A 25,904-nucleotide genomic window follows, 5' to 3' on the forward strand; every position below is an offset into this window, starting at 1 on the left:
ACTGATTACTGGTGAACTCATGCCCCATAGATGTACCAGATGCGGAACCATTTTTGAAGACGGGGATTCTGTAATCCTCAGCGGCTGCCCAAGCTGCGGCTGGAATAAATTTCTTTATGTGAAACAGGATCCGGAAGGTTTGGAAAACCCGGGAAGAGCCGCTCTGGAAGAACAAAAGCTGGATCTTGAAGCCTCTCTGGACGAGGTTGTCAGAAATATTGACGAAGCCCTCGCATCCGAAGAAAAAGAGAAGGAACACGAATCAGGGAGCGAAACTAAAACTGAGGAGGAGAGGGTGGAATCTGTGAGGATTCTTGGTCCCGGCTCTTACGAACTTAATCTGGATTCTCTTTTAGAGCGCAAGGAGCTTGTTATGGCAATCAGGGAAGAAGGTTCATATGCACTCCACTTGCCTTCTGTTTTTAATCAGCAAAAGAAAAACAAAAAGAGAAACCAGGATTAAAGAGAGAAGATAATTTCTCATTTTTATAAAGTTTTCCATCTTAAATCTATTCTTGAATTCCTTGTTTTTTCTATCTTGTATTTATCTTGAATTTCTTAATTTTGTCTATCTTGTATTTATTCTTGAATTTCTTAATTTTTTAATTATATTAGCTTCAATCCGGCTCTTTATATACATTTTTTTCATTTCGTGAAGCTTTACTTTTTTGCTATTTTTCGATATAATGTAAAAAGATTGAAATAAAAAGAAAATGTTATTTATGATATGCAATAATTGATTTTTTACTTGATAATTTGAATCTATTTATTAGTGCCGGGATTTAAATGAAAATGGACAGCTTGGGGATAATCTCATTAATTGCAGTCTTTCTGGGTCTGGTTGCTCTTTCAGGATATCTGATTTTAGCTGATGATAGTAATAAAACCAGAACTCCTGGAATTGCTGGAAGACCACCTGATAAGATCAATTCAAATGAAGAAATACTTAAGAATTTTTCAAAGACTTCTGATAATATAGTTGAAAAGGTTGAGGTTCAGAATATTTCATTTGAGTCTCAAAAATACTGGGACGGGTTTGAAACTGTTACAATAAATGTTGAGGAATTTGAAAGCGCCGCTGCAAATGGAAATTTAAGCCTCAGATTACTGGAGAATGATTTTGAGATACAGATTAAAAAGATTTCCAGACTTAATGGAGGAAAGTCGTACCAGTATTCTGGGTATGTTAAAGACGTGCCTCAAAGTGAGGCAACTTTCTATGTCTCCGGAGAATTACTTAGCGGTTCTATAAAGTTTGAAGATCTTATGTACAATATTGCAGTAAGCTCTGAAATAAAAGACAAAAAAACCGTTTATATTGTATTTATTACAGACTGGAAAAAGGACAGAGAAAGGCTGAAAAGCTGGTTAAATCCCCTGAAATATTTTTCCTTTGGTAAGAAGGGAGATATTAATGTGACACCAGCCATGTCTCCTGCAAACCTCAACTCTACTTATAACCTGTCAGGAACAGCCGGCACCATCCGGGGATAATCTTAAAGCAGGGGTCAGGATATGCAGAAAATAGAAAAAGAAAGAAATTTAAAACAAAAGTAAGCAATTTAAAACAAAAATTTGTAATTTAAAACAAAAATTTGTAATTTAAATGAAAATAAGTAACCTGATACGAAAATAATCGATTTAAAATGAAATATGTAATTTAAAGTGGAAATAATCCAATTGCCTGATTTGATATTTTAGTAATTTTGTGAGAAATTAGCAGTCATTTTATCTTTCATTTGCTTAATATTCTTTAGCGATATATCCTTTAATTTTTTATTACATAATTACAGGCGTTTTCATCCTTTGTGGATTCAAGTTTTGCGGGTTTTGTGATGATAAGAGAGCTTACCTTACTGATAAATTTCATCTTATTTTCAAATCATCCGAATATAAAGAGTTTGATGGAAAAGCTTATATATTATAACCGCTAACTAATGGTTACTAACTATTAATCTCGCAATACGGTTAGTACTCTGATCAGGGTTATCTGTAAATTTTGAAATATAGATCAGTAACATTATTTTTACCTGAAACCTGGCTTCCAGACGATAATTCCAGTAATTTGGGTAGAACATTAGCTTCCAATATTGTATTAATTAAAAAATATGTAATTAATTATTCAAAATTACATAAAAACAGAACCGTAAACTCATCATTAATTAACTCATCATTAATTAATAGTAATTTCAATAGTAAATTTCAGCGATCACCAGAGGGGGAAAATGGACCCAGCAAAATTACTTGACATCCTGGGGAATGAAAACCGCAGGAAGATAATTCAGCTTCTTGCAAACCGCCCCTGCTATGTCAGTGAGATTTCAGGCAGGCTGGGGGTAGGACCAAAGGCGATTATCAGTCACCTTAGCCTGTTAGAACAGGCAGGGCTGATCGAGTGCAGTGTGGACGAGCAAAGGCGCAAATATTTCAATATTGCAAATAATGTGCGGCTTGAGGTATCTGTATCACCTTATTCATATACGATGGCTCTTCAGGACATCAACTTCGACAGGGAGAAAAAACGGGAAAGTTATGCTGTCGAAAATAATGGACCTGCTACCAGAGATGAATCATCCTGCTTCTTCCTGAAGCTGAGCGAAAGGCTCCGTGAACTTAGAATAAAACAGGAAGAGCTTGCACAGATGCAGAAACAACTTCAGGCTGAATATACGGAATTGATGGATAAATGCCTGGATTCCATCGAGGATATTGCCAGAAACCCTGTAGAATGTGAGCTTCTGTTCGAGCTTTTGAAAAACGAGGCTACAGCGGCAGTCCTTTGCTATAACCTGCGTCTGCATCCCAGCATTATAAACTCTAACCTTATGGATCTTGCAGAAAGAGGCTTTGTTGAGTATACGATCAAAAATAGCCAGCAGTACTGGAAAATATGTGAGACCGGAGTTGAAAATAAATGACTGAAGAAATTAATTTGAGAGTAGCTGAGGCTTATCATAAAGACGTGGGAAGGGGAATTGCAAGAATCGACACCCGTTTAATGCAGGAAATGGGACTTGTAAGCGGGGATATTATTGAGATTTCGGGCAGATCCAAAACCTACGCAATTGTCTGGCCAAACGTCGAACGTGGGCAGGAAAACAGGATCAGAATAGATGGAAACCTGCGGAGCAATGCAAAGGTAGGAATAGACGACAGAGTCACTATTCAGAAGGTCCAGGCAAAGCATGCTCAGAGGGTTACACTTGCTCCATCCCAGCCTGTCAGGCTTGTGGGTGGTGCTCATTACATCCTGAGAATAATTGAGGGCAGACCTCTAAATAAAGGTCAGCAAATAAGGGTTGAAACCGTAAACAACCCACTGACTTTCGTGGTCGCATCTACAAGACCTGCAGGTCCTGTTGTTGTTACCAAAGATACTGAAATCATCATTAAAGAAAAATCAATTGAAGAGATCAAGGCCCCTGAAGGTATATCCTACGAAGATATCGGAGGGCTCAGACGGGAAATCCAGCTTGTAAGGGAAATGATTGAGCTGCCAATGAGGCATCCTGAACTCTTCCAGAAGCTGGGTGTCGAGCCTCCAAAAGGAGTTCTTCTTCATGGACCTCCCGGAACGGGTAAGACCATGATTGCAAAGGCTGTCGCAAGTGAAACCGATGCCAATTTTATTACAATCAGCGGTCCTGAAATCGTCTCCAAGTATTACGGAGAAAGCGAACAGAAACTCAGGGAAATCTTCGAAGAAGCCGAGAAGGATGCTCCTTCCATCATCTTCATAGACGAAATAGACTCAATCGCCCCTAAACGAGGCGAAGTCACCGGGGAAATGGAAAGAAGGGTTGTAGCCCAGCTGCTTTCCCTGATGGACGGGCTCAAGTCCAGGGGCGAAGTGGTGGTCATAGCTGCTACAAACCGCCCGAACTCCATTGATGAAGCTCTCCGCCGCGGTGGAAGGTTTGACAGAGAGATCGAGATCGGAATACCTGACAGAAACGGCAGGAAGCAGATTCTCCTGATCCATACTAGAGGCATGCCACTCGAAGATGAAGTGAGCCTCAGTGAGATCGCAGATGTGACCCATGGTTTTGTGGGAGCTGACCTCTCATCCCTCTGTAAGGAAGCTGCAATGCATGCACTCAGAAGGATCACTCCAGAAATTGATATCGAAGAGGAGATTCCACAGGAGATCATCGACAATCTTGTGGTCACAAAAGAAAATTTCAGAGAAGCCCTGAAAAATATTGAGCCTTCAGCCATGAGAGAAGTCTATATTGAAGTTCCGCATGTTGGCTGGGACGATATAGGCGGGCTTGAGAAAGCAAAACAGGAACTTATCGAGTCTGTGGAATGGCCTCTCAAATATCCTGAAATGTTCAAGGCTGTCAGTATAAAGCCTCCGAGAGGCGTCCTTCTCTTCGGGCCGCCGGGTACTGGTAAAACTTTGCTTGCAAAAGCTGTTGCAAATGAAAGTGAGGCTAATTTCATCAGCATTAAAGGCCCAGAACTCCTCAGCAAGTATGTGGGTGAATCCGAGCGTGCGATAAGGGAAACGTTCAGGAAAGCAAAACAGGCTGCTCCGACTGTAATCTTCTTTGATGAGATCGATTCCATTGCTCCTCAAAGAAGCTCTGTTTCCGACACGCATGTTTCCGAAAGAGTGGTCAGCCAGATCCTTACGGAACTTGACGGGATAGAAGAGCTGAAAGACGTAATCATAGTCGCCGCTACAAACAGGCCGGATATGGTAGACCCTGCCCTTCTGAGGCCCGGCCGCTTTGACAGGCTCATCTACATCAAGCCTCCTGGAAAAGAAGGAAGAGAGAAGATCTTTGAGATTCATGCGAAAGAAAAACCGCTTGCAGAAGATGTAAAACTCTCTGAGCTCGCTGAGATGACCGAAGGGTATGTGGGTGCGGATATTGAAGGCATCTGCAGGGAAGCTGCAATGCTAGCCCTCAGGGAAATCGTCACTCCGGGTGCTGATAGGAAGAACATCCAGGAAAAGGCAGCAGAAGTCCGTCTTTCAAAAAGGCACTTCGAAAAAGCGATCCGCCGTGTAAAGCCCACGACATCCAGAGAAACTCTGAGTGCCTATGAAAAGAGTGCTGAACTCTTTGCCAGGTACGCAACTGAGTTTGAGGAAGAGTCTTCAGAAGAAAAAGATCAGGAAATCAAGGTCGAAGAAAAAGATCAGGAAACCAGGGTCTAAGAAAAGATTCCTAAGAAAAAGATATCCGGATTTTCTGCAGGCAGATAAAACTTTATTTGACCAGCCGGTAAATTCCGGCACTTTAATTTTTGCCAGGAAAAGAGCAGCTTAATTGAAAACTTTATTGATTTGAGTAGCACTCACTTAAGAAACTCAATACGCATAACTTAATAACGATGTGATTAGATGGACAGAGACAGGAGAAGAAGAAGTTTTTTCGATGAAATATTCGGAATTGATCCCCTGCAGGATATGGAAGAAATGTTCGAGCGCCTCAGCAGGGCTATGGGCATGAGCATGGACAACTTCGGGCAACATCCGTTTGTTTACGGCTTTTCTGTAACCCAGAGGCCAGGGGAAGAGCCTGAAATCCGGGAATTTGGGAATATCCCTATGTTTGAGCAGACTGAAACCGGAGAAAAGCGCTATCTTGACATAAGAAAACCCCTTATTGATGTACTGGAAAGCGAAGAAGTAGTCCATGTGATTGCCGAGATGCCAGGCATCGATAAAGAAAATATCCAACTGAACGCAACTGATTTAATACTTGACATCGAAACATTAGATGGGAATCCAAAATATTCCGAACGTGTTGAACTGCCAGTAAAGGTGGATCCCCAGAGTGCCAGAGCCACTTATAAAAACGGCGTCCTGGAGGTTACCTTTAACAAAATGGAGTCCAGTTCTCGAACTTCAATCAATATTGAGTGATCTTCGGGAGCGTGAGGAAAATAAGAGGTAATAATGGTGGGCATAAGAAAAAGAAAGGATTTCTTTGAAGACTTTGGGTCTGAACTTTTTGACAACCTGGAAGAGATTATCGAAGCCCTCCTGGAAGAAATGGGAGAATCCGGCCCCTTTGTTTACGGATTTTCTATCATTCACCGCCCGGGGGAAGATCCCGAACTCCGGGAATTCGGAAACGTTCCGGAATACCCTCAAAAAGAAGAGAACTTCTTTCCTTCAGAAACAAAAGAACCTTTAATTGATATCTTCGAAAACGAAGATATGGTGCACGTACTTGCAGAATTCCCAGAAATCGAAAAGGAAAACCTTCTGCTGCATGCGACTGCCCAGAACCTTGAAATTAAAGTCACAGGGCTTTCTGAATTTTCGGAAGATGTGGAACTTCCTGTTCCAGTGGACCCGAAGAGTGCAAAAGCCAGCTATAAAAATGGGGTGCTTGAAGTTATCTTCAGGCGCTGTGTTGAAGAAAAACCAGTTGAAATTAAGATCAGCTAATATTTATCAACCCTATATATTTTTTAAGGGTTATATAATGCAGTCTGGAACTGTGAATAATTTCAAGCTCGAACTGCAGATTCGAGAGAAAATTTGAAGCTCTGGACAAATATAAGCTGATGTTCTAATTAAAAAGATAAAGCCCATAGGAATACCTATAAAGCGAATATTCTCTCTGCTGGTCCAAAAGAATTAATTTTTTTATCTACTTTTTTATTTTATTCTATTCTTTTTTCACTTTTATATTGGTAGTTTATCAAATTTTTTTATGGATAATCTCTGAATATATTTTTCATCATTGGAGTTCCAAGCTCGAATTCCGGTTTTTCTGGGAAAATATTGAGTATAAATAAAAAATATTTATTTTATGGGTTTAAATTCTTAAAAAAAGATGTATAAAAACTATTTGATCCAAAATAAAAAAATATAGCAAGTTTATGAATTTCCTGTTTCTGGCGCTTAATCTCTTTTTATTAATTTTCCAGCTGGGAATTTTTACGCTAAACCTTTCACTTTTGATAATAACAAAAGCAAAAACTATATACCTATCTTAGAGTAACAAGATCTCTATAGCCCCGATATAAACAAAGCATGATGGATTGAGAGAAAGATATATGGATATTAGTTCTGATCTGTGTAATTTTTAACATTAAAAATCCGGGATCACACTTTGTTCTTTATCTTAATTTCTTAACTCCATGGATTAAAAAATAGAGGCGGTCTTGCCGATAGAATGACTCAACTTCATGTGAATTGTCTGATAATATTTCAATTGTACATAACAATTGTGGATCGGGACTTTTCCATTTGAAGATTATTAATAAATTGATTTTTCAAATGTATGAAATTGAACAGGTCTATAGCACAGAAAAGGTCTCTGCAAGGCTAAAAAATGGGGCTTCGCAGCGTTCAACAGGACACAAATTCTTCAATTAGTTTGTAATCTACTGTTTACAGTTAATGATTCTTCATATCAACCAGTAATTATTGCAATATTAGTTCGGTTATTTCATCCCTCAATATTAGTTATACTGTTAATAAGGGATTTCAAATCTACAGTTTATCAAGTTTTACTTTACTGTGGGAACGCTACAGGTTTATTAGTAAAGGAGGAAAAAAGTAATGGCTCTTGAACCAGGAATTTTAGCTGGATTCCTTGTAATCTTCCTGGCCGTATTGTTCGGCCCTTTTAAGATACATGTTATTGAGGAAAATCTGGAACCATTTTTGCTTGTTTGCGGTATTGCAGCAATGACTCTTTCAGGTTTTGTCGAAATCCCGGGTAATGAGACCGGCTGGCGGATGGAGATCGTCGAAGAAGCATTTACTGCCCCGTTACACGTTGGAGATATCTTTGGTATTCCAATAGGCATATTCCAGATCGTGCTTGTAGTCGGTTTGATTATTTATAAATGGCATTCTCCAATCCACAAAGCAATCAGGAAATTGACTGATATGCTTTCTGTTAAGGTTTTAGGTTTTCTCCTTATTGTTATTCTGGGACTTCTTTCAAGTGTTATGTCGGCTATTCTTGCATCAATTATTCTCGTTGAGGTAGTTAATGCGATGCCTCTCTCTCGCAAGTCCAAGATAGACCTCACAATTATTGCATGTTTCTCAATCGGACTTGGAGCAGCACTTACCCCCCTAGGAGAACCTCTTTCAACAATCGCCATCTCAAAATTAGCCGGTGAACCTTACAATGCTGATTTCATGTTTTTGTTCAATATGCTTGGTAAGTATATTATCCCAGGTATCTTCGCTTTCGGTATTATTGGAGTGTTTTTCCTTGGAAAAGCTGACCCGAAAGAGGCAGGAATGAAAGCAGCAGACTATAACGAGACTGTAAAGGATGTCGTGATGAGGGCGGTCAAAGTTTATGTGTTTATCATGGCTCTAACATTCCTTGGAGAAGGTTTCAAGCCTCTTATCCTTGAATACTTTATCCAGATTCCTTCTGGTATTCTCTACTGGGTTAACATGGTTTCTGCCATTCTTGATAATGCTACCCTCGCAGCTGCTGAAATCGGACCTGCTCTCAGTGAAATCCAGATTAAGAGTATACTTATGGGTCTTTTAATTGCAGGTGGTATGCTTATCCCTGGAAATATCCCTAATATTATCTCTGCAGGAAAACTTGGTATTAACAGTAAAGAATGGGCAAGACTTGGACTCCCTCTTGGGGTCATCTCAATGGCTGTCTATTTCGTCCTCATCTTCATGCTTGGGATATAAGCTCAAATATGCCCACCAGAAAAGTTGTACCGGTCAGTTCCGAAATCTGGTAATGAAAAGCCGGATTCTGGAACAAACTCCGGTATATTTCCATTAGTGATTACAAATTCATAATATTCTCTTCAAGTTTACAGGAAAAGTAATTTTCACAGATATGAAATCTAAAATTTAATAAATACACTCAAGAGACCACATAATCCTATCAATCCATACCACAAAATTCTTTCATATCTTGAATCGAATTTCTCCATGAAATTTGAAGAGGATATCATTTTTTTGATAGTTTTGTTGATAACCTTCGATTTAAAACCCTGCAGGAAATACGAGATATTATTTTCTATATCTATTGTTTTTATTTACTATTTTTTATATTTGCTATTTTCTATATTTACTATTTTTTATATTTGCTATTTTTTTATACTTATTATTATTATTATTTTATGTTTAATATTATTTTATATTTAACTCAGATCACTTTATCTTGATATAAGACGGAGCCTTGAGATTTCTAGGGCTTATAAACTTACTATCCTTACTTCTTTTGGATCGACTCTTTGATTATGTTTTTTAATCTCACACTGGCTATTATTTATAAAAAGACGTCAAATGTTTATTATTTGTATTACCAGCGCCAAACAGTTTTATTTACTGAAAATATGGGCCAAAAATCCTTTTTTAATGATAAAAATATGCTTTATCAGGGTTTCAAATGAAAATAAAATATCCATCTTTGGAAAAAATGTAATACTTTCTTTATATATTAAACACTAATATATTATGGCAGATTAAATAGAACACCTCTTATAACACTAAAACATTCTAGCCTCTAAAGGAGTTTAACAGTATAATAAACTCTTAAAGAATTTTGTGGTCTAGATTGATAACTATAGGAGGAAAAAATAGTAATGGCTCTTGAACCAGGAATTTTAGCTGGATTTCTTGTAATATTCTTGGCCGTATTGCTCGGCCCTTTTAAGATACATGTTATTGAGGAAAATCTGGAACCATTTTTGCTTGTTTGTGGTATCGCAGCAATGACTCTTTCAGGTTTTGTCAAAATCCCCGGTGAAGAGACTGGCTGGCGGATGGAAATCATCGAAGAATCACTGACTTCACCTCTGCACGTTGGAGATATTTTTGGCATTCCAATCGGCATATTCCAGATTGTGCTTGTTGTCGGTTTGATTATTTATAAATGGCATGATCCGATCCACAAAGCAATCAGAAAGCTTACCGATATCCTTTCTGTTAAAGTCTTGGGTTTTCTTCTAATTGTTGTTCTTGGCTTATCCTCAAGTGTTATGTCAGCTATTCTTGCTGCAATTATTCTTGTTGAGGTAGTTAATGCAATGCCACTTCCTCGTAAGTCCAAGATCGACCTTACAATCATTGCATGTTTCTCAATCGGACTTGGCGCTGCGCTTACTCCCCTTGGAGAACCTCTCTCAACAATTGCTGTTTCAAAGTTAGCCGGTGAACCTTACCACGCTGATTTCATGTTTTTGTTCAATATGCTTGGTAAATACATTATTCCAGGTATCTTCGCTTTCGGTATTGTTGGAGTGTTTTTCCTTGGAAAAGTTGATACTAAAGATGCAGGGATGAAAGCAGCAGATTATAACGAGACTATAAAGGACGTTATAATGAGAGCTGTAAAAGTCTACGTATTCATTGCAGCACTCGTGTTGCTCGGCGAAGGTTTCAAGCCTCTTATCCTTGAATACTTTATCCAGATTCCTTCTGGCATTCTCTACTGGGTTAACATGGTTTCTGCTATCCTTGATAATGCTACCCTTTGCGCTGCTGAAATCGGACCTGCTCTCAGTGAGATACAGATAAGGAGTATACTTATGGGTCTTTTACTCTCAGGTGGTATGCTTATCCCTGGAAATATCCCTAACATTATCTCCGCAGGAAAACTTGGTATTACCAGTAAAGAATGGGCAAGGCTCGGTTTCCCACTCGGGATCGTCGCGATGGCTGTCTATTTCGTCGTTATCTTCGTACTTGGAATATAAGCTCAAAATATGCTCATTCAGCTATACTGATTTAGTTTCAGAATCCGGTGATAAATAAACTTCAAAATCACTGAATTCTGGAACAAATTTTGTTACAGCCTCATAATACTGCTTGCAGTTTCAATTATTCCTCTTCGAATCGAATGGAAAAAGATTGAAGAAGATACAGTTTTTATACTTGCGCTTTTTTATACTTTCGGCAATTTTTTAAATTTCCTGTAGAAAATGTAATCCGTTTTAAAACTCAATATTTTCTGTATTCATTTAACTTCTCATCTTTTTTTAATTAAACTCTGAAATTAAACCCTTTTATTTATATTAACAGTTTTCTATAAATTAATCCAGATTTTTTTGATTCTCTGGAATAATAGATATGAAAGCAGCCTGACAGAACTATAATTAAAAACACTTTCTAATGGCACCTAAATATGAATCTTAAGTAAGTTTCTGATAAAGAAAAGCCTGAGAGCCCTGTACAGATCCACAAGAGCTTAATTCCATTTTTAGGGAAAATATATTATGGAAGAATATATAATTACTCTGGCTTTTATAAGGTAAAAAATTCGGAACTCAAAGCGTTCAACAGTAGGCGAATTTTACAGGCTTTAATTCTCTAGAATAATAATTTTAAGGAGGAAAAAATAGTAATGGCTCTTGAACCAGGAATTTTAGCTGGATTTCTTGTAATCTTCCTGGCCGTATTACTCGGCCCTTTTAAGATACATGTTATTGAGGAAAATCTGGAACCATTTTTGCTTGTTTGCGGTATCGCAGCAATGACTCTTTCAGGTTTTGTTGAACTGCCAGGTGAAGAGACTGGCTGGCGGATGGAAATCATCGAAGAATCGCTAACTTCACCTCTGCACGTTGGAGATATTTTTGGCATTCCAATCGGCATATTCCAGATTGTGCTTGTTGTCGGTTTGATTATTTATAAATGGCATGATCCGATCCACAAAGCAATCAGAAAGCTTACCGATATCCTTTCTGTTAAAGTCTTGGGTTTTCTTCTAATTGTTGTTCTTGGCTTATCCTCAAGTGTTATGTCAGCTATTCTTGCTGCAATTATTCTTGTTGAGGTAGTTAATGCAATGCCACTTCCTCGTAAGTCCAAGATCGACCTTACAATCATTGCATGTTTCTCAATCGGACTTGGCGCTGCGCTTACTCCCCTTGGAGAACCTCTTTCAACAATCGCCATCTCAAAGTTAGCCGGTGAACCTTACCACGCTGATTTCATGTTTTTGTTCAACATGCTTGGTAAATATATCTTCCCGGGTATCTTTGCGTTTGGTCTTTTAGGAGTTTTCTTCCTTGGAAAAGCTGACCCGAAAGATGCAGGAATGAAAGCAGCAGATTATAACGAAACTGTAAAGGACGTTATAATGAGAGCTGTAAAAGTCTACGTATTCATTGCAGCACTCGTGTTGCTCGGCGAAGGTTTCAAGCCTCTTATCCTTGAATACTTTATCCAGATTCCTTCTGGCATTCTCTACTGGGTTAACATGGTTTCTGCTATCCTTGATAATGCTACCCTTTGCGCTGCTGAAATCGGGCCAGCTCTCAGTGAGATACAGATAAGGAGTATACTTATGGGGCTTTTAATTGCTGGTGGTATGCTCATCCCTGGAAATATCCCGAACATTATCTCTGCAGGAAAACTTGGTATTACCAGTAAAGAATGGGCAAGGCTTGGAGTGCCCCTTGGGCTTGTCGCAATGGCTATCTATTTCGTCGTTATCTTCGTACTTGGAATATAAGCTCAAAGTGCACCCATTCGAGTGTAATTATATAGTGTAATTATATGTTTCAGATTCGGTGATAAAATAAACTTTAAAATCACTGAATTCTGGAACAAATTTTAGTAAAGCTCCCATATAACGAATAATTAGCTATTAATTCTCAGATTATCTTAGTATCAGGTTTTAATCCTTATTTTTCAATTGTTGATTTTTCCAGATTTGAAATCACCATATTTCCTGGATGTACAATATTTCTAATGTTTTTATCCAATTTTGGAGTTTGCACTTCTCTTTCATCACAGGCAATATTTGCGTGCAGGTAAAGGAGCCCATGAATTATATGCAGGAATGAATTATTATCAAAACCGAGAACAAGAAGTCCGTGACTATTGTACGGGGGGAATAAAATTCTAAAGTATAATATAATGATAGATTAATATATTATAGGACTATATTTAATAAAACAGGTTTCTATAAGGCCCAACCATTCGAGAATTTCATGCTGTTAAATAGCAAGCTACTTTCTCAGGCCCTTTATGACCTAGAGTAATAACTAAAGGAGGAAAACTAATGGCTCTTGATTTAGGAGTTTTAATTGGATTTCTTGTAATATTCCTCACCGTATTGATTGGACCTTTTAAAATACACGTTATTGAAGAAAATCTGGAAGTATTCCTGCTGGTCTGCGGTATCGCAGCAATGACACTTTCAGGTTTTGTTAAAATTCCCGATGTTGAAACAGGATGGAGTTTAGAAATTATTGAAGAGGCAGTGACCGCTCCATTGCACGTTGGAGATATCTTTGGTATTCCAATCGGCATATTCCAGATCGTGCTTATAGTCGGCCTGCTCATCTATAAATGGCATACTCCAATCCACAATGCAATCAGAAAACTTACCGACATGCTTTCTGTTAAGGTTCTGGCTTTTCTTTTGATTGTCGTGCTCGGCTTATCCTCAAGTATTATCTCGGCTATTCTTGCTGCAATAATTCTTGTTGAGGTAGTTAATGCAATGCCTCTGTCTCGAAAGTCCAAGATAGACCTTACAATCATTGCATGTTTCTCAATTGGTCTTGGAGCAGCACTTACCCCCCTCGGAGAGCCTCTCTCAACAATTGCTGTTTCAAAGTTAGCCGGCGAACCTTACAATGCTGATTTTCTGTTCCTGTTTAATATGCTTGGCAAATATATTTTCCCGGGTGTCTTTGCTTTTGGACTTCTTGGTGTGTTTTTCCTTGGAAAAGCTGACCCAAAAGCTCATGAAATGGAATCCGCAGACTATAACGAGACTGTAAAGGATGTCGTGATGAGGGCTATCAAGGTTTATGTGTTTATTGCGGCGCTCGTACTGCTCGGAGAAGGTTTCAAGCCCCTCATATTCGAGTATTTCATACAGGTTCCGTCTATGGCGCTCTACTGGATTAACATGGTCTCTGCTGTCCTTGATAATGCAACTCTGGCAGCTGCTGAGATAGGACCTATCCTTAGTGAATTCCAGATAAGGAGTATCCTTATGGGACTTTTAATCTCGGGAGGAATGATGATACCAGGAAATATTCCTAACATTATCTCTGCAAGCAAATTGGGTATTACCAGTAAAGAGTGGGCGAGACTCGGGTTGCCTCTCGGGCTTGTCGCGATGACTATCTATTTCATCGTGCTGTTTATACTCAAAATCTAAACTTTCAAATTTCTTTTTTTATTTTTATTATTCATCTTTTGAGAGTATTCTTTCGATTTAATTTCTATTTGCTCAGTAAACAAGTTTTTATTTATGTTCAGTTACTTCCTTCAATCAGAACTACTATTTTTATTTAACAGAATTATGTTCTTGGAATTAATATTCAGTCAGGAGTAAGGAGAAAACAAAATGAGAAGGGACTATATTGACATCGGCTACAGCCCGAAAGAGACGGATCTGGTCTGTGAATTCCACATTGAACCAACAGCAGGAGTGAATTTTGAAGAAGCTGCCACCCATCTGGCAGGGGAAAGTTCCATAGATTCCTGGACTGAGATTGCTACGCTGAGTCCTGAACTTGCAGAGAAACTGAAACCCCATGTCTTTTATGCGGATGAGGGTGCACAGACTATAAGGGTTGCTTATTCGGAAGAGCTTTTTGAGCTGGGTTCTGTCCCTCAGGTCCTCAGTGCTGTTGCAGGGAATATCCTGAGCATGAAAATAGTTGATAACGTAAGGCTGCAGGATATCGCTTTCCCGAAATCAATGATTAATGAATTCAAAGGCCCTAACTTCGGACTGCCGGGGATCAGAAAACTTGTGGGCGTACAGGACAGGCCTCTCATAGGGACTATTGTTAAACCGAAAGTCGGCCTGAACTCTGAAAAGCACGCTGAGGTCGCTTACAATTCTTTTGTCGGGGGCTGCGACCTTGTTAAGGACGATGAAAATCTGAGTGATCAGAAATTTAACAGTTTTGAGAAGAGAGCCGAGCTTACCCTGAAACTTGCAGAAAAGGCAGAGTCTGAGACAGGGGAAAAGAAGATGTACCTCTGCAATGTCACTGCCCCCACCTGCAGGGAAATGATCCGCCGCATGAACTTCCTTAAAGACCTTGGAGCCAGTTATGTAATGGTTGACATCGTGCCCGCTGGCTGGACTGCGATTCAAACCCTGCGCGAGGAAGCTGAGGATGCGGGTCTTGCCCTTCACGCCCACCGCTGCATGCATTCCGCCTACACACGAAACCCGCGCCATGGGATAAGCATGCTTGTTGTTGCCAAGCTGTGCAGGCTGATAGGCCTTGACCAGCTCCACATAGGCACTGTTGTCGGGAAAATGCATGGAGAAAAGCATGAAGTCCTTAACCTCAGGGACCAGTGCGTGCTCGATAAAGTGCCTGCCGACGAAAGCCAGCATATCCTTGCCCAGGACTGGGGGGGATTAAAGCCAATGTTCCCTGTAGCATCCGGAGGTCTCGCTCCTACAATGATCCCTGACCTTTATTCTATCTTTGGAAAAGACGTTATTATGCAGTTCGGAGGCGGAATTCACGCTCACCCAATGGGCACAGTAGCCGGAGCCACTGCGTGCAGGCAGGCTCTCGAAGCAAGCCTTGAAGGAATCAGCCTCCAGGACTATGCGAAAAATCATAAAGAACTTGAAACCGCTCTTGGAAAATGGTTGAAGAAATAAATTGCTGAGTGTGAAACAGCCTGTATAAGCGGAAATATCGGCAGCACTATTATAGGCTATGAACCGTGCACAGGTTTTACAAACAAAACAATAGCAAAATAACAATCAGTAAGGAGTTTTCCTCTGGTGAAGGCAGAAAACGGAAATAAAAAAGAGACCCGGATTTTGAGGGTCTCTGAAGTGAATTTTGACGTGATTATAGACGAGGCTGCGGAAATCATCCGAAAAGGAGGAACTGTCGCCTTCCCAACTGAGACAGTCTACGGGCTTGGGGCTGACGGGCTTAACCCGGATACCGTTCTGAAAATTTTTGAGGCAAAGGAACGCCCCCCGGGGAACCCTCTAAGTCTCCTTGTCCATTCCAGGGAAGACATTAAAAAGGTTGCAAAAAATATTCCTGAAAAAGCTCTCTTGCTTATGGACACTTTCTGGCCCGGTCCCCTCACAATTGTGCTTGAGAAAAAAGATACTGTTCCGGAAATCACTTCGGGAAACCTGCCTACAATAGGGCTCCGCATGCCTGACCACAGGATCCCCCTGGAACTTGTAAAAAGGGCATGCACCCCTCTGGCTGCTCCAAGTGCTAACCTTTCAGGAAAGCCCAGTCCCAGCCTGGCAATCCATGTCCTGGCTGACCTGGCAGGCAGGATTGATGCGGTTATTGATGGAGGGGGGACAGCCATAGGGCTTGAGTCTACCGTTGTTGATATGACGGTCGAACCTCCTGTCGTGCTCAGGATAGGAGCCGTAGGAATTGGCGAGCTTGAAAAAGTTATAGGTAAAATCAGGCCCACATATGCGGGAGCCGAATCCGGGTCTGGAATGCTTATGCCTGAAAAACAGGCAGGACAGAAGTACAGCCATTACACTCCCAATACACAGGTCGTGCTCGTCGAAGGGAAAAGCGAAGAAAAAGTTTCTGAACAGATTGGTATTTTGCTGGAAGAACATGTGAGCAAAGGCCAGAAAGTCGGGCTTTTACTCAGTGATGAGACCGCAGGTTTTTTTACTGCCGAAGAGTTGAATGTCCACGACTGCTTTTTACTGGGGTCCCGAAAAGAGCCGGAAGGAGCCGCAAAGAGATTATTTGAAGGGCTCAGGACACTTGACGCAGCAGGGCTGGATGTGATCCTTGCTGACGGTTCTTTTTCCCATTCAGGACTTGGAGCTGCCCTTATTAACCGGTTAAGAGAAGCCGCTTCAGTAAGGCATCTTGTTTAAATCAGGGACATCGGTTAAATTGCAAGAGTATAAGTGAGGGTTTGACAGTCAGAGTTGAGTGAAGTTTGACACCCGGATCTGAAATTCCGATTCGAGGTTCAAATGTTGATAACCATTTATTTTTTAGATATCTGGAGAGATCTTCTTGAAGGCGGAAAAAAGAGAACAGATGGAAAAGATGCGGGCTTATAAGAAAGTCCGCGAGCAGAACAAAAAAACGACATTAATAAGCCTTTCGATCCTGGCTACAGGTATGGTTTTGACAACTCTTGAAATAGACCTCCTTGGAATTGATATCGGATACTATTTGATGTGGGCTGGGGTTTTTGTCTTCTTTGTTGTCTCAATTCAGGGACTCTTTGCTGCCGGTTCCCTGCGAAAGCAGAGATAATTTTTTCGTTCTCTTAAAAGGGGATTTTTAAAATGGGTGAAACTATTGCAAGTGAAGAAATGCACAGGTACTTCGATGGGCTTGAGGCAAGATTAAAAGAAGCAATTGAGATTGCAAACAGAGCACGAGCCCGGGGAGGAGATCCCAGACCCGTTGTAGAAATCCCTCTTGCCAAAGACCTTGCGGATAGGGTTGAAAACCTTATTGGAGTCAAGGGTGTTGCTGAAAAGATCCGGGAACTTGAGGCCAGGATGTCCAGGGAAGAAGCTGCCCTTGAGATCGGAAAACAGGTTGCTGAAGGGGTGGTAGGAAGTTTTCCTTCAAAGAAAGATGCCGTTGAAGCTGCTATTCGTGTCTCAATGGCGGTTCTGACGGAAGGGGTGGTTGCGGCTCCTATTGAAGGAATTGATAAGGTAGACCTTGGTAAAAATGATGACGGTTCGCAGTACATAAGGATCTTTTATTCCGGGCCTATCAGAAGCGCTGGAGGGACTGCTCAGGCACTTTCCGTTCTGGTCGGCGATTATGTGAGACGCGGGATCGGGATCGACCGCTATAAGCCAAGAGAAGAGGAAGTGGAGAGGTATGTGGAAGAAATCCTGCTTTATAAAAGGGTTGCAAGCTTACAGTATACGCCTTCTGAAGATGAAATCCGCCTGATAGTCCGGAACTGTCCTGTTTGTATTGACGGGGACCCGACTGAAGAAGCCGAGGTTGAAGGGCACAGGGACCTTGAAAGGATAGGAACGAACCGCGTCAGGGGAGGGATGTGCCTTGTACTTGCCGAAGGGCTTGCACTCAAGGCTCCCAAGGTCAAAAAGCACGTGAATAAATTGAAAATGGACGGCTGGGACTGGCTCGAGACACTTATCGGGGGAGCTAAAAGCGGGGAAAGCGATGAAGATGAGCAGAAAAACAAAATCAAGCCAAAGGATAAATACATCCGTGACCTGATCGCCGGGAGACCTGTGTTCTCTCACCCCTCAAGGCCTGGAGGATTCAGGCTGCGGTACGGGCGGTCAAGAAATACTTCTTTTGCTTCAGCAGGGATTAATCCTGCCGGTATGGTTCTGCTTGATGATTTTATTACTAACGGAACCCAGCTTAAGATCGAAAGGCCCGGTAAAGCTGCCGCAATGTCTGCCGTGGACTCGATAGAAGGGCCTACGGTAAGGCTTTTTTCAGGAGACCTTATCCGGGTAGATGATATAAAGGAGGCGTACGAAGTCCGCCAGCAGGTTGAAGTAATTGTGGATATCGGGGAAATTCTGATCAATTACGGGGACTTTCTGGAGAATAATCATCCTCTCATGCCTTCCCCCTATGTTTTCGAGTGGTGGATTTATGATTACGAATCCGTCTGCTCCGAAAAGATCCTTGAGAAAGATTTGAAAAATCCGTCCGCCAGTCTTGCCCTCAAGCTTGCAGAGAAGTATAATGTGCCTCTGCACCCGAAGTTCACCTATCTCTGGCATGACATAAACCGAAATGAGTTTGAGGCTTTAAGAAAGTTCGTAGCTGAAAAAGGGACCTTTCTGGAGGGTGAAGGAGAAGGAGAAGGAGAAGGAATCCTCAAACTGCCCCTCGAAGACTCTGTTAAAGAGGGCATAAAACCTGTGCTTGAAAAGCTTCTTGTTCTGCATAAGGTAAAAGAAGGCGGTATCTTTGTTGAAGAAGCTCTCCCGTTTATTTTATGCCTCGGGCTTGACAGGTCGCTTAAAGAAAAAGTCAGTATGCCGGATACTGGTGATATGGTAGAAGCCGCAGGCATTTTGAGCGGGTTTAAGGTTTATCCAAAGGCTCCTTCAAGGATAGGGGCAAGGATGGGAAGACCGGAAAAATCCGACCTGCGAAAGATGTCTCCTGCTGCTCAGGTTCTTTTTCCGATAAGCAATGCAGGAGGAATGACGCGTAACCTTGTCTCTGCTTCAGATTATACTTCGTGCATGAATGCCAAGATAGGGGAAATCGAAGTTGAACTGGGGCTGAGGGAGTGCCCCGCCTGCGGGAAAGAATCTTATTTCTGGCGCTGTGAATGCGGGGAATTTACCAATCCCAAACTTTCCTGCCCCCGATGCAAAATTGACGTGAGAGGTGCAGAAACCTGCCCCAAGTGTGGGAGAAAACCGACCTCCGTTGCGAATGTAAAGCTGGATTTCCGTCCTATTTACAAGCAGGCTTTTGAGAATGTGGGCGAAAGGGAAAGAATGGATATTATTAAGGGAGTAAAAAGGCTCATGAATGGGCAGATGACTCCCGAGCCTCTGGAAAAAGGAATCCTGCGTGCAAAGCATGATGTTTATATTTTTAAGGATGGGACAGTCAGGTATGATATGTCCGATATCCCCCTTACGCATATCAGGGCTGATGAGCTCGGAATTACCGCAGCCAGGCTTAGAGAACTCGACTATAAAGAGGACATCTATGGAAAGCCGCTTGAGAGGGACGACCAGGTTGTCTGTCTGAAGGTTCAGGACCTTCTGCTTTCTTATGATGGGGCTGAGTATATGCTGCGTACGGCAAAGTATGTGGATGAGCTTCTTGTGAAGTATTACAAGGTTGAACCCTACTATAATGCCGAAACCATTCAGGACCTCGTCGGGGTACTGATGATAGGGCTTGCTCCACATACTTCAGCGGGAGTGCTTGGGCGCCTTATAGGTTTTACAAAAGCTTCAGTAGGTTATGCACATCCTTTTTTTCATGCTTCAAAACGCAGGAATTGTGATGGGGATGAGGACTGCGTAATGCTTCTTATGGACGGAATTCTCAATTTTTCGAGGTCGTATCTTCCCGAGAAAAGGGGAGGAAAGATGGACGCTCCTCTGGTGTTGACCACCAGAATCGACCCCAAGGAAGTGGACAAAGAAGCCCATAATATTGATTTGCTTGCAAGATATCCTCTTGAGTTTTACAGGGCTACGCAGGAGATCAAAAGCCCCACCGAGATTGAAAGCATTATGGACCTCGTCAGCAGCCGGCTGGGTAAGCCTGATCAGTACGAGCACTTTATGTTTACACACGATACTTCAAATATTGCTGCAGGTCCTCTGAAATCTTCATATAAGACTCTTGGAAGCATGATTGAGAAGATGGAGGCTCAACTCTCCCTGGCTGGCAAGATAAGGGCGGTAGATGCACCTGATGTGGCTGAAAGAGTTTTAAAGTCTCATTTTCTTCCGGACCTGATTGGAAATCTCCGTTCTTTTTCCAGACAGCGCATGCGCTGCATCAAATGTGGAGAAAAGTTCAGACGCCCGCCTCTCACAGGAGCATGCCCTAAGTGCGGGGGCAATGTAGTACTGACTGTACATGAGGGAGCTGTCCGCAAATATCTTGAAATTTCAAAAGAGATCGGTGAAAGGTACGGGGTTTCAAGCTATACCAGGCAAAGAATCGAGCTTCTTGACTATGATATCTGCTCTCTGTTTGAAAACCATAAGGTTAAGCAGCTTGGACTCTCGGATTTTATGTCCGGGTCTGCGCGCTGAGTTGAAAAACAGAGAATGTTCAGGAAGATGAAAATATTCTTATTGCCTTCAGGGAGAAGGTAGGGCAATCTAAATTCCGGTAAAAATGGAAATGTTTATTAATAATGCCTCCAAACCTTCCTGCAGGATTTTTTTTCTTCCGGAAAAGAGGTCTTTTCATTCTCCGTTCTTTTTTTATCTGCAAAATTCTCTCTATCTAATTGAGTAGCTTTCTATTGATTTTTTCGATAATTATATAATTTCTTATGGATTTATATAGTATCTGTTTTAATATCTATACCTTTTTCTGTAGCTCTTTTTTGATGATGTTTTCCTCTTTTTAAAGCTGAATTTGAACGGGTTCCGGGTAGATCAAGGCTTTAATCTACCGGCAGTCCAAGGGAGTTAATCTGATTAATAAGCTCTGTGAAACCTTCTATTTCCAGCTCCAGAACTTCTTCTCTTGTCATGCCTATGGACATTTCACCGTCTACTGAGAGGCGTTCCGGTCCTCTGCGAACAATCCTGTCTACTCCATCCTTTTTGAGAGCTTCCCTGACTTCCATATCATGCACAAAAGCTCTTCCAGGTATGAAGACAGTTTCAGTCACCTCGGAGAGGTCCAGATTTCTGAAATCATCAATTGTAATAAGGCAGCCTATGTCCTTTTTCAACGGGACTACATTCACGCTGCCTCCAAGAGCTTCAAATATTTCGGTAAGCCTGGGGGCTGCTACCTGCCCTGTAAGAACGGTTGCTTTTTTGGTAACTCCGGGAAGTTTTGAGAGGGCTTCGGGAACGTTCCGGATTGCAAAAGGCGAACCAATTAAAGGGTCTTCCAGTGGTGTTCCTGTGATCCTCATGGAAGGATGTTTTGCTGCAGAACTGCGTACAATTTCAGTGAACTCGGAGACTGTATGTGGAATTATCCCCGGGATAATTGGAGAATTGTTAAGGATAAGGCCGTTTTCCTGAAAGTTTGCAAACCTCATAAAAATGGCTCCCTTTGCGCCCATAGATTCCAGGTCGCTGAGGGTCTTTTCAAGTACCTCTCCATCGTTTATTCCCGGAAGAAGGACTATCGCTCCATACACTTCGCAGTGGGCACAGAAATCCCTGAGAACCTGAATAGATGCTTCGGGTTCAGGGTCTTTCATGTATTCGGCTCTCAGGGAAGGGTCTGTCGCAAAGACCGTGAAACTCACTTCCGTAACACCGTTGTTTATGTAAAAAAGAGCGTCATCAGGCTTGCTGAATCCCTTTCCGCTGGTATATCCAAGGTGTATTGGAGTGTTGAACTGGGACAGAAAAGTAATAAGATTCTTCAATTCGGGGTAGCAGCTTAAGTCTCCTCCTCCGCTAACAGTGAACTTTTTTACCTCTCCGGTTGCGAAATACAGCTTATTTGCAGTCTCTTCGAGTACCATCTGGAGAGGCTTGAAGCCTGAATACGATTCTTTTACGCTGCGAGTACAGTAATCGCACCCTTTTTTAAAGGGGAGGCAATACTTGCAGCCGAGGGGCTGAACGTCTTTGACTTTTTTAAAGTAGCAGTATTTGCAAAAGCCTCTACAGTCTACCCCGGGATTTCCACCTACGTCGACAACTACTTCCATATCAAACTTTCGTATAATGAGGATATTACTAAATCTTTTTGGTATGATTCTATGAGTGAGTATTAACAGAACCAAAAAAATTACATTAATTCAGGCATTTCTCAGAAAAATATATAAATAAGTTTTTTGTCAATTTTTTGATATTTTTGGGTGTCCCTAAAAATTAAATTTTCGATTGATGCTGTTTTTTAATATAATTATAGAAAAATACAATTCACCTTAATAAAATGATTTTTAAAAAAATACATGAATTCATCTAGCGGAGAACACAAAAGATTTAAGTACCTTCTAAACGAATGAGATTTCATTGGGAAAGTGGACACTTAAAAACGACGCGGTACTTGATTTATTGAGTGCAAAAGCACTCGATTAGGTGACCAGTCCCAAAGTGATTTTAATAAATTAAGGAGGAAATTAAAGTGTCTGACACAGTAGACATCTACGACGACAGAGGAAAACTGCTCGAGAGCAATGTCGACATTATGAGCCTTGCTCCAACAAGAAACGCAGCAATTAAAAAGATTATCTTGGACACCAAGCGGTCCGTTGCAGTCAACCTCGCAGGTATTCAGGGCGCACTTGCCAGCGGCAAGATGGGCGGTAAGGGCCGTCAGATCTTAGGCCGTGGACTCAACTACGATATCGTAGGCAATGTTGATGCTATTGCAGCAAACGTAAAGAAGCTCGTCCAGGTTGACGAAGGCGACGACACAAATGTCAGGGTCCTTAAAGGCGGAAAGAGCCTGCTTATTCAGGCCCCCTCATCCAGAATGGCCGCTGGTGCTGACTTCATGGCTGCAACAACAGTCGGTGCAGCAGCAGTTACCCAGACCCTCATTGACATGTTTAAAACAGACTTATACGATGCACCTATCGTAAAATCTGCAGTCTGGGGAAGCTACCCGCAGACAATGGACCTCATGGGCGGACAGGTTCAGGGTATTCTGAGCATCCCCCAGAACAACGAAGGTCTTGGCTACTCCCTCAGGAACATCATGGCCAACCACGTTGCAGCAATCACCAACCGTGGCGCAATGAACGCAGCAGCTCTCTCCTCAATCTACGAACAGTCCGGTATCTTCGAGATGGGTGGAGCAGTTGGTATGTTCGAGAGACACCAGCTCCTTGGTCTCGCTTACCAGGGTCTCAACGCCAATAACATGGTATATGACATCGTGAAGGAGAACGGTAAGGACGGAACCATTGGAACCGTTATCGAATCAATTGTCGGCAGGGCAATTGAAAACAATGTAATCTCCGTTGACAAGACCGCACCTTCCGGATATAAGTTCTACAAAGCAAACGACGTCCCAATGTGGAACGCCTATGCCGCAGCCGGTACACTTGCATCCACTCTCGTGAACTGTGGTGCAGGCCGTGCAGCCCAGAACGTCTCCTCAACACTTCTGTACTTCAACGACATCATTGAGAAGGAAACCGGTCTCCCAGGATGCGACTATGGTAAAGTACAGGGTACTGCAGTAGGATTCTCATTCTTCAGCCACTCAATTTATGGTGGCGGTGGACCCGGTGTATTCAACGGTAACCACGTCGTTACCAGGCACTCCAGAGGTTTCGCAATTCCCTGCGTATGCGCAGCAGTAGCTCTGGATGCAGGTACTCAGATGTTCACAATCGAATCAACATCTGGCCTCATTGGCGACGTGTTCGGATCGATCGATGAATTCCGCCAGCCAATTAAGGCAGTTGCAGGAGCGCTCTAAACAAATTAGTTAAAAGGTCTAAAGATGTCAGACTCTGCTTCAAACACAGAAAATTCCATTCAAATTGAAATCTTTCCCAGTAGAATTCTGTCCCCTGAGACTGCTCAGAAACTACTCGTTGAGCTTTCTCAGGTTGATGGAATACTCCGTGTTATGATCCAGGGCAATAGACTTCCTGAAAAGGTAGGTTATGGTCCTGGCACCGGGGAAAAGGTTGAACATCCTCTGAGAAAGCCTATTCAGATCGGAGGTCAGGTTATTGAGCTCAGGGTTAGTGTAGGCAGGATCAGGCTTGAGGTCTTAAATGCCGAAGTCAAGGAAAATGTCAGGGCAGTATGCGAAAAAATGCTCCCGTTCTCTTTTGAATTCAGGGAAGGGCATTTCCTCAGGAGAAAGCCTACAGTAACTGACTACGCTAAACTTGGTCCTGAAGCTGATCCACGCTTGCTTGGTATGGTAGATCCCAAAGCCAAAATAAACCAGCTTGTCTTCATTGAGAAACAAGAGAAAGAAGACGATGAAGATAAAGATGAGTGAAAAGATATGATGTTTGACCGGGAAACACAGGTGGTTGATTGCCGATGCGGTGGAGGACTTGGCAAAGGAGGAGGACTTGCTCAAAGAGGCACTCTTTCGGAAGCCGGTCGTGCCGACGTTGTAGCTGTTGCCATGAGTCCCGGACAGAGGCATATCACAAAACCGGTATGTGAGATTACATACGGCATGAGGAAAGAAAACATTCAGGTGAGTGTGCTTGTACTTTACTCAGGTTCAGGTATCCCGGAATCAGGCATGAGGACAGGATCATTTGTATTGAGTCCGGTAGAAGTCGCACAGATCGAAATGCACAAGCTGGCTGTTATTCACCTCGGGAATATCAAAGACCATGTAATCAGAAAAACCAGAGAAATTTTGAGCCAGGTAGACATACCGGCAATCATAGTCAGCCAGATTCCGGTGGATTTTGAGGATTTTGCAGAAGCAGGGATAAAGACGAGATTAGTGATGCCAAGGGATGAAAACATCCGTACCAAAGGAATTGTGATGGATATGGTAAGTGGGGTTACACGCGGTGACTCCTGTCCCAGGGATAAACTAAATTTAATAGTAAAATACGTCAAGACGACATTAGACCAGTTAAAAGATCATAAAGGAGTTGCATGAGATGGCATACGAATCACAGTATTATCCAGGCGCTACATCTGTCGGCGCTAACAGAAGAAAGCACATGTCCGGAAAACTTGAGAAACTCAGGGAAATTTCCGACGAAGACTTAACTGCAGTCCTCGGACACCGTGCCCCAGGGAGCGACTACCCGAGCACCCACCCACCACTCGCAGAAATGGGAGAGCCTGCATGCTCTGTCCGCGAAGCAGTGGCACCAACACCCGGTGCAGCAGCAGGAGACAGGGTCAGGTACGTCCAGTTCGCTGACTCAATGTACAACGCTCCGGCTACCCCGTACTTCAGATCATACTTCGCAGCAATCAACTTCAGAGGTGTAGACCCGGGTACCCTTTCCGGTCGTCAGATTGTTGAAGCCCGTGAAAGAGACATGGAACAGTGCGCAAAGGTCCAGATGGAAACTGAAATGACTGACCACGCCCTCGCAGGTATGCGTGGTGCAACTGTGCACGGTCACTCTGTCCGTCTCCAGGAAGACGGTGTAATGTTCGACATGCTTGACAGGAGAAGACTCGAAGGCAGCACTATCATAATGGACAAGGACCAGGTCGCAATTCCACTCGACAGGAAAGTAGACCTCGGCAAGCCAATGTCCAGTGAAGAAGCTGCAAAAAGAACCACAATCTACCGTGTGGACAATGTAGCCTTCAGGGACGATGCAGAAGTCGTTGAATGGGTACAGAGGATCTTCGATCTGAGAACTAAGTACGGATTCCAGCCTAAATGAGGTG

19 protein-coding genes are annotated in these 25,904 nt (G+C 42.2%); 18 read left to right on the top strand and 1 reads right to left on the bottom strand.

Features of this window, described 5'->3' with window-relative positions; translation table 11 throughout:
- Window positions 1-19 precede the first annotated feature (19 nt).
- From MSMAS_RS00305 to MSMAS_RS00370, 14 genes are all read left to right on the top strand, one after another.
- Entirely contained in the window at window positions 20-463 is a 444-nt protein-coding gene (locus MSMAS_RS00305; RefSeq protein ID WP_011033208.1) for a Zn-ribbon domain-containing protein, read from the top strand.
- A gap of 323 nt (window positions 464-786) precedes the next feature.
- On the top strand, window positions 787-1,494 hold the full coding sequence (locus tag MSMAS_RS00310; protein ID WP_011033207.1) for a hypothetical protein: 708 nt from the start codon (window positions 787-789) through the stop codon (window positions 1,492-1,494).
- A gap of 731 nt (window positions 1,495-2,225) precedes the next feature.
- Window positions 2,226-2,918 (top strand): ArsR/SmtB family transcription factor, encoded by a 693-nt coding sequence (locus MSMAS_RS00315; protein WP_011033206.1) that lies wholly within the window; start codon window positions 2,226-2,228, stop codon window positions 2,916-2,918.
- Window positions 2,915-5,170, top strand: coding sequence for a CDC48 family AAA ATPase (locus MSMAS_RS00320; RefSeq protein ID WP_011033205.1), 2,256 nt, complete (start codon window positions 2,915-2,917; stop codon window positions 5,168-5,170). The genes MSMAS_RS00315 and MSMAS_RS00320 overlap by 4 nt, the downstream gene beginning before the upstream one ends.
- A 186-nt stretch (window positions 5,171-5,356) precedes the next feature.
- Window positions 5,357-5,881, top strand: coding sequence for an archaeal heat shock protein Hsp20 (gene hsp20 / locus MSMAS_RS00325; protein WP_011033204.1), 525 nt, complete (start codon window positions 5,357-5,359; stop codon window positions 5,879-5,881).
- A 33-nt stretch (window positions 5,882-5,914) separates the two neighbouring features.
- Window positions 5,915-6,412: an Hsp20/alpha crystallin family protein gene (locus tag MSMAS_RS00330; protein ID WP_011033203.1), complete on the top strand. Its 498-nt coding sequence runs from the start codon at window positions 5,915-5,917 to the stop codon at window positions 6,410-6,412.
- A 1,122-nt stretch (window positions 6,413-7,534) separates the two neighbouring features.
- A complete protein-coding gene (locus tag MSMAS_RS00335; protein WP_011033202.1) occupies window positions 7,535-8,647 on the top strand; it encodes a DUF1646 family protein in 1,113 nt (370 codons plus the stop codon).
- Between the two features lie 905 nt (window positions 8,648-9,552).
- Window positions 9,553-10,665 carry a DUF1646 family protein gene (locus MSMAS_RS00340; protein ID WP_011033201.1) on the top strand — a complete coding sequence of 371 codons (1,113 nt, stop codon included), beginning with the start codon at window positions 9,553-9,555 and terminating at the stop codon, window positions 10,663-10,665.
- A 647-nt stretch (window positions 10,666-11,312) separates the two neighbouring features.
- Window positions 11,313-12,425: a DUF1646 family protein gene (locus tag MSMAS_RS00345; protein WP_048046254.1), complete on the top strand. Its 1,113-nt coding sequence runs from the start codon at window positions 11,313-11,315 to the stop codon at window positions 12,423-12,425.
- Window positions 12,426-12,977: 552 nt separating this feature from the next.
- On the top strand, window positions 12,978-14,090 hold the full coding sequence (locus MSMAS_RS00350; protein ID WP_011033199.1) for a DUF1646 family protein: 1,113 nt from the start codon (window positions 12,978-12,980) through the stop codon (window positions 14,088-14,090).
- A 189-nt stretch (window positions 14,091-14,279) separates the two neighbouring features.
- Window positions 14,280-15,566, top strand: a complete 1,287-nt coding sequence (rbcL, locus tag MSMAS_RS00355) for a type III ribulose-bisphosphate carboxylase (RefSeq protein ID WP_015411687.1) — start codon at window positions 14,280-14,282, stop codon at window positions 15,564-15,566.
- A 126-nt stretch (window positions 15,567-15,692) separates the two neighbouring features.
- The gene (locus MSMAS_RS00360) at window positions 15,693-16,787 is read left to right on the top strand and encodes an L-threonylcarbamoyladenylate synthase (protein WP_048040724.1); all 1,095 of its coding nucleotides are present in this window, start codon (window positions 15,693-15,695) and stop codon (window positions 16,785-16,787) included.
- 145 nt (window positions 16,788-16,932) lie between these two features.
- Entirely contained in the window at window positions 16,933-17,178 is a 246-nt protein-coding gene (locus MSMAS_RS00365; RefSeq protein ID WP_011033196.1) for a hypothetical protein, read from the top strand.
- A 32-nt stretch (window positions 17,179-17,210) separates the two neighbouring features.
- The gene (locus MSMAS_RS00370) at window positions 17,211-20,669 is read left to right on the top strand and encodes a DNA polymerase II large subunit (RefSeq protein ID WP_048046256.1); all 3,459 of its coding nucleotides are present in this window, start codon (window positions 17,211-17,213) and stop codon (window positions 20,667-20,669) included.
- Between the two features lie 359 nt (window positions 20,670-21,028).
- On the opposite strand, the gene mmp10 is transcribed toward MSMAS_RS00370, so the two are convergent.
- On the bottom strand, window positions 21,029-22,264 hold the full coding sequence (gene mmp10 / locus MSMAS_RS00375) for a methyl coenzyme M reductase-arginine methyltransferase Mmp10 (RefSeq protein WP_048037131.1): 1,236 nt from the start codon (window positions 22,262-22,264) through the stop codon (window positions 21,029-21,031).
- 419 nt (window positions 22,265-22,683) lie between these two features.
- On the opposite strand from mmp10, the gene mcrB reads away from it, so the two are divergent.
- Genes mcrB through mcrG form a run of 4 tightly spaced genes read left to right on the top strand, consistent with a single transcriptional unit; the run spans window position 22,684 to window position 25,900 of the window.
- The gene (gene mcrB / locus MSMAS_RS00380; protein ID WP_011033193.1) at window positions 22,684-23,988 is read left to right on the top strand and encodes a coenzyme-B sulfoethylthiotransferase subunit beta; all 1,305 of its coding nucleotides are present in this window, start codon (window positions 22,684-22,686) and stop codon (window positions 23,986-23,988) included.
- A gap of 24 nt (window positions 23,989-24,012) precedes the next feature.
- Window positions 24,013-24,525 (top strand): methyl-coenzyme M reductase operon protein D, encoded by a 513-nt coding sequence (mcrD, locus tag MSMAS_RS00385; protein ID WP_011033192.1) that lies wholly within the window; start codon window positions 24,013-24,015, stop codon window positions 24,523-24,525.
- 6 nt (window positions 24,526-24,531) lie between these two features.
- Window positions 24,532-25,152 (top strand): methyl-coenzyme M reductase I operon protein C, encoded by a 621-nt coding sequence (mcrC, locus tag MSMAS_RS00390; protein ID WP_011033191.1) that lies wholly within the window; start codon window positions 24,532-24,534, stop codon window positions 25,150-25,152.
- A 1-nt stretch (window position 25,153) separates the two neighbouring features.
- Window positions 25,154-25,900 carry a coenzyme-B sulfoethylthiotransferase subunit gamma gene (gene mcrG, locus MSMAS_RS00395; protein WP_048045871.1) on the top strand — a complete coding sequence of 249 codons (747 nt, stop codon included), beginning with the start codon at window positions 25,154-25,156 and terminating at the stop codon, window positions 25,898-25,900.
- The last annotated feature ends 4 nt before the right edge of the window (window positions 25,901-25,904 follow it).

The organism is Methanosarcina mazei S-6, assembly GCF_000970205.1.
Lineage (GTDB): Archaea > Halobacteriota > Methanosarcinia > Methanosarcinales > Methanosarcinaceae > Methanosarcina > Methanosarcina mazei.

Bases quoted from the DNA above. Each gene is read 5' to 3' on its own strand.
- MSMAS_RS00305 (WP_011033208.1), top strand. From the start codon at position 20: ATGCCCCATAGATGTACCAGATGCGGAACCATTTTTGAAGACGGGGAT.
- MSMAS_RS00310 (WP_011033207.1), top strand. From the start codon at position 787: ATGAAAATGGACAGCTTGGGGATAATCTCATTAATTGCAGTCTTTCTG.
- MSMAS_RS00315 (WP_011033206.1), top strand. From the start codon at position 2,226: ATGGACCCAGCAAAATTACTTGACATCCTGGGGAATGAAAACCGCAGG.
- MSMAS_RS00320 (WP_011033205.1), top strand. From the start codon at position 2,915: ATGACTGAAGAAATTAATTTGAGAGTAGCTGAGGCTTATCATAAAGAC.
- hsp20 (WP_011033204.1), top strand. From the start codon at position 5,357: ATGGACAGAGACAGGAGAAGAAGAAGTTTTTTCGATGAAATATTCGGA.
- MSMAS_RS00330 (WP_011033203.1), top strand. From the start codon at position 5,915: ATGGTGGGCATAAGAAAAAGAAAGGATTTCTTTGAAGACTTTGGGTCT.
- MSMAS_RS00335 (WP_011033202.1), top strand. From the start codon at position 7,535: ATGGCTCTTGAACCAGGAATTTTAGCTGGATTCCTTGTAATCTTCCTG.
- MSMAS_RS00340 (WP_011033201.1), top strand. From the start codon at position 9,553: ATGGCTCTTGAACCAGGAATTTTAGCTGGATTTCTTGTAATATTCTTG.
- MSMAS_RS00345 (WP_048046254.1), top strand. From the start codon at position 11,313: ATGGCTCTTGAACCAGGAATTTTAGCTGGATTTCTTGTAATCTTCCTG.
- MSMAS_RS00350 (WP_011033199.1), top strand. From the start codon at position 12,978: ATGGCTCTTGATTTAGGAGTTTTAATTGGATTTCTTGTAATATTCCTC.
- rbcL (WP_015411687.1), top strand. From the start codon at position 14,280: ATGAGAAGGGACTATATTGACATCGGCTACAGCCCGAAAGAGACGGAT.
- MSMAS_RS00370 (WP_048046256.1), top strand. From the start codon at position 17,211: ATGGGTGAAACTATTGCAAGTGAAGAAATGCACAGGTACTTCGATGGG.
- mmp10 (WP_048037131.1), bottom strand. From the start codon at position 22,264: ATGGAAGTAGTTGTCGACGTAGGTGGAAATCCCGGGGTAGACTGTAGA.
- mcrD (WP_011033192.1), top strand. From the start codon at position 24,013: ATGTCAGACTCTGCTTCAAACACAGAAAATTCCATTCAAATTGAAATC.
- mcrC (WP_011033191.1), top strand. From the start codon at position 24,532: ATGATGTTTGACCGGGAAACACAGGTGGTTGATTGCCGATGCGGTGGA.
- mcrG (WP_048045871.1), top strand. From the start codon at position 25,154: ATGGCATACGAATCACAGTATTATCCAGGCGCTACATCTGTCGGCGCT.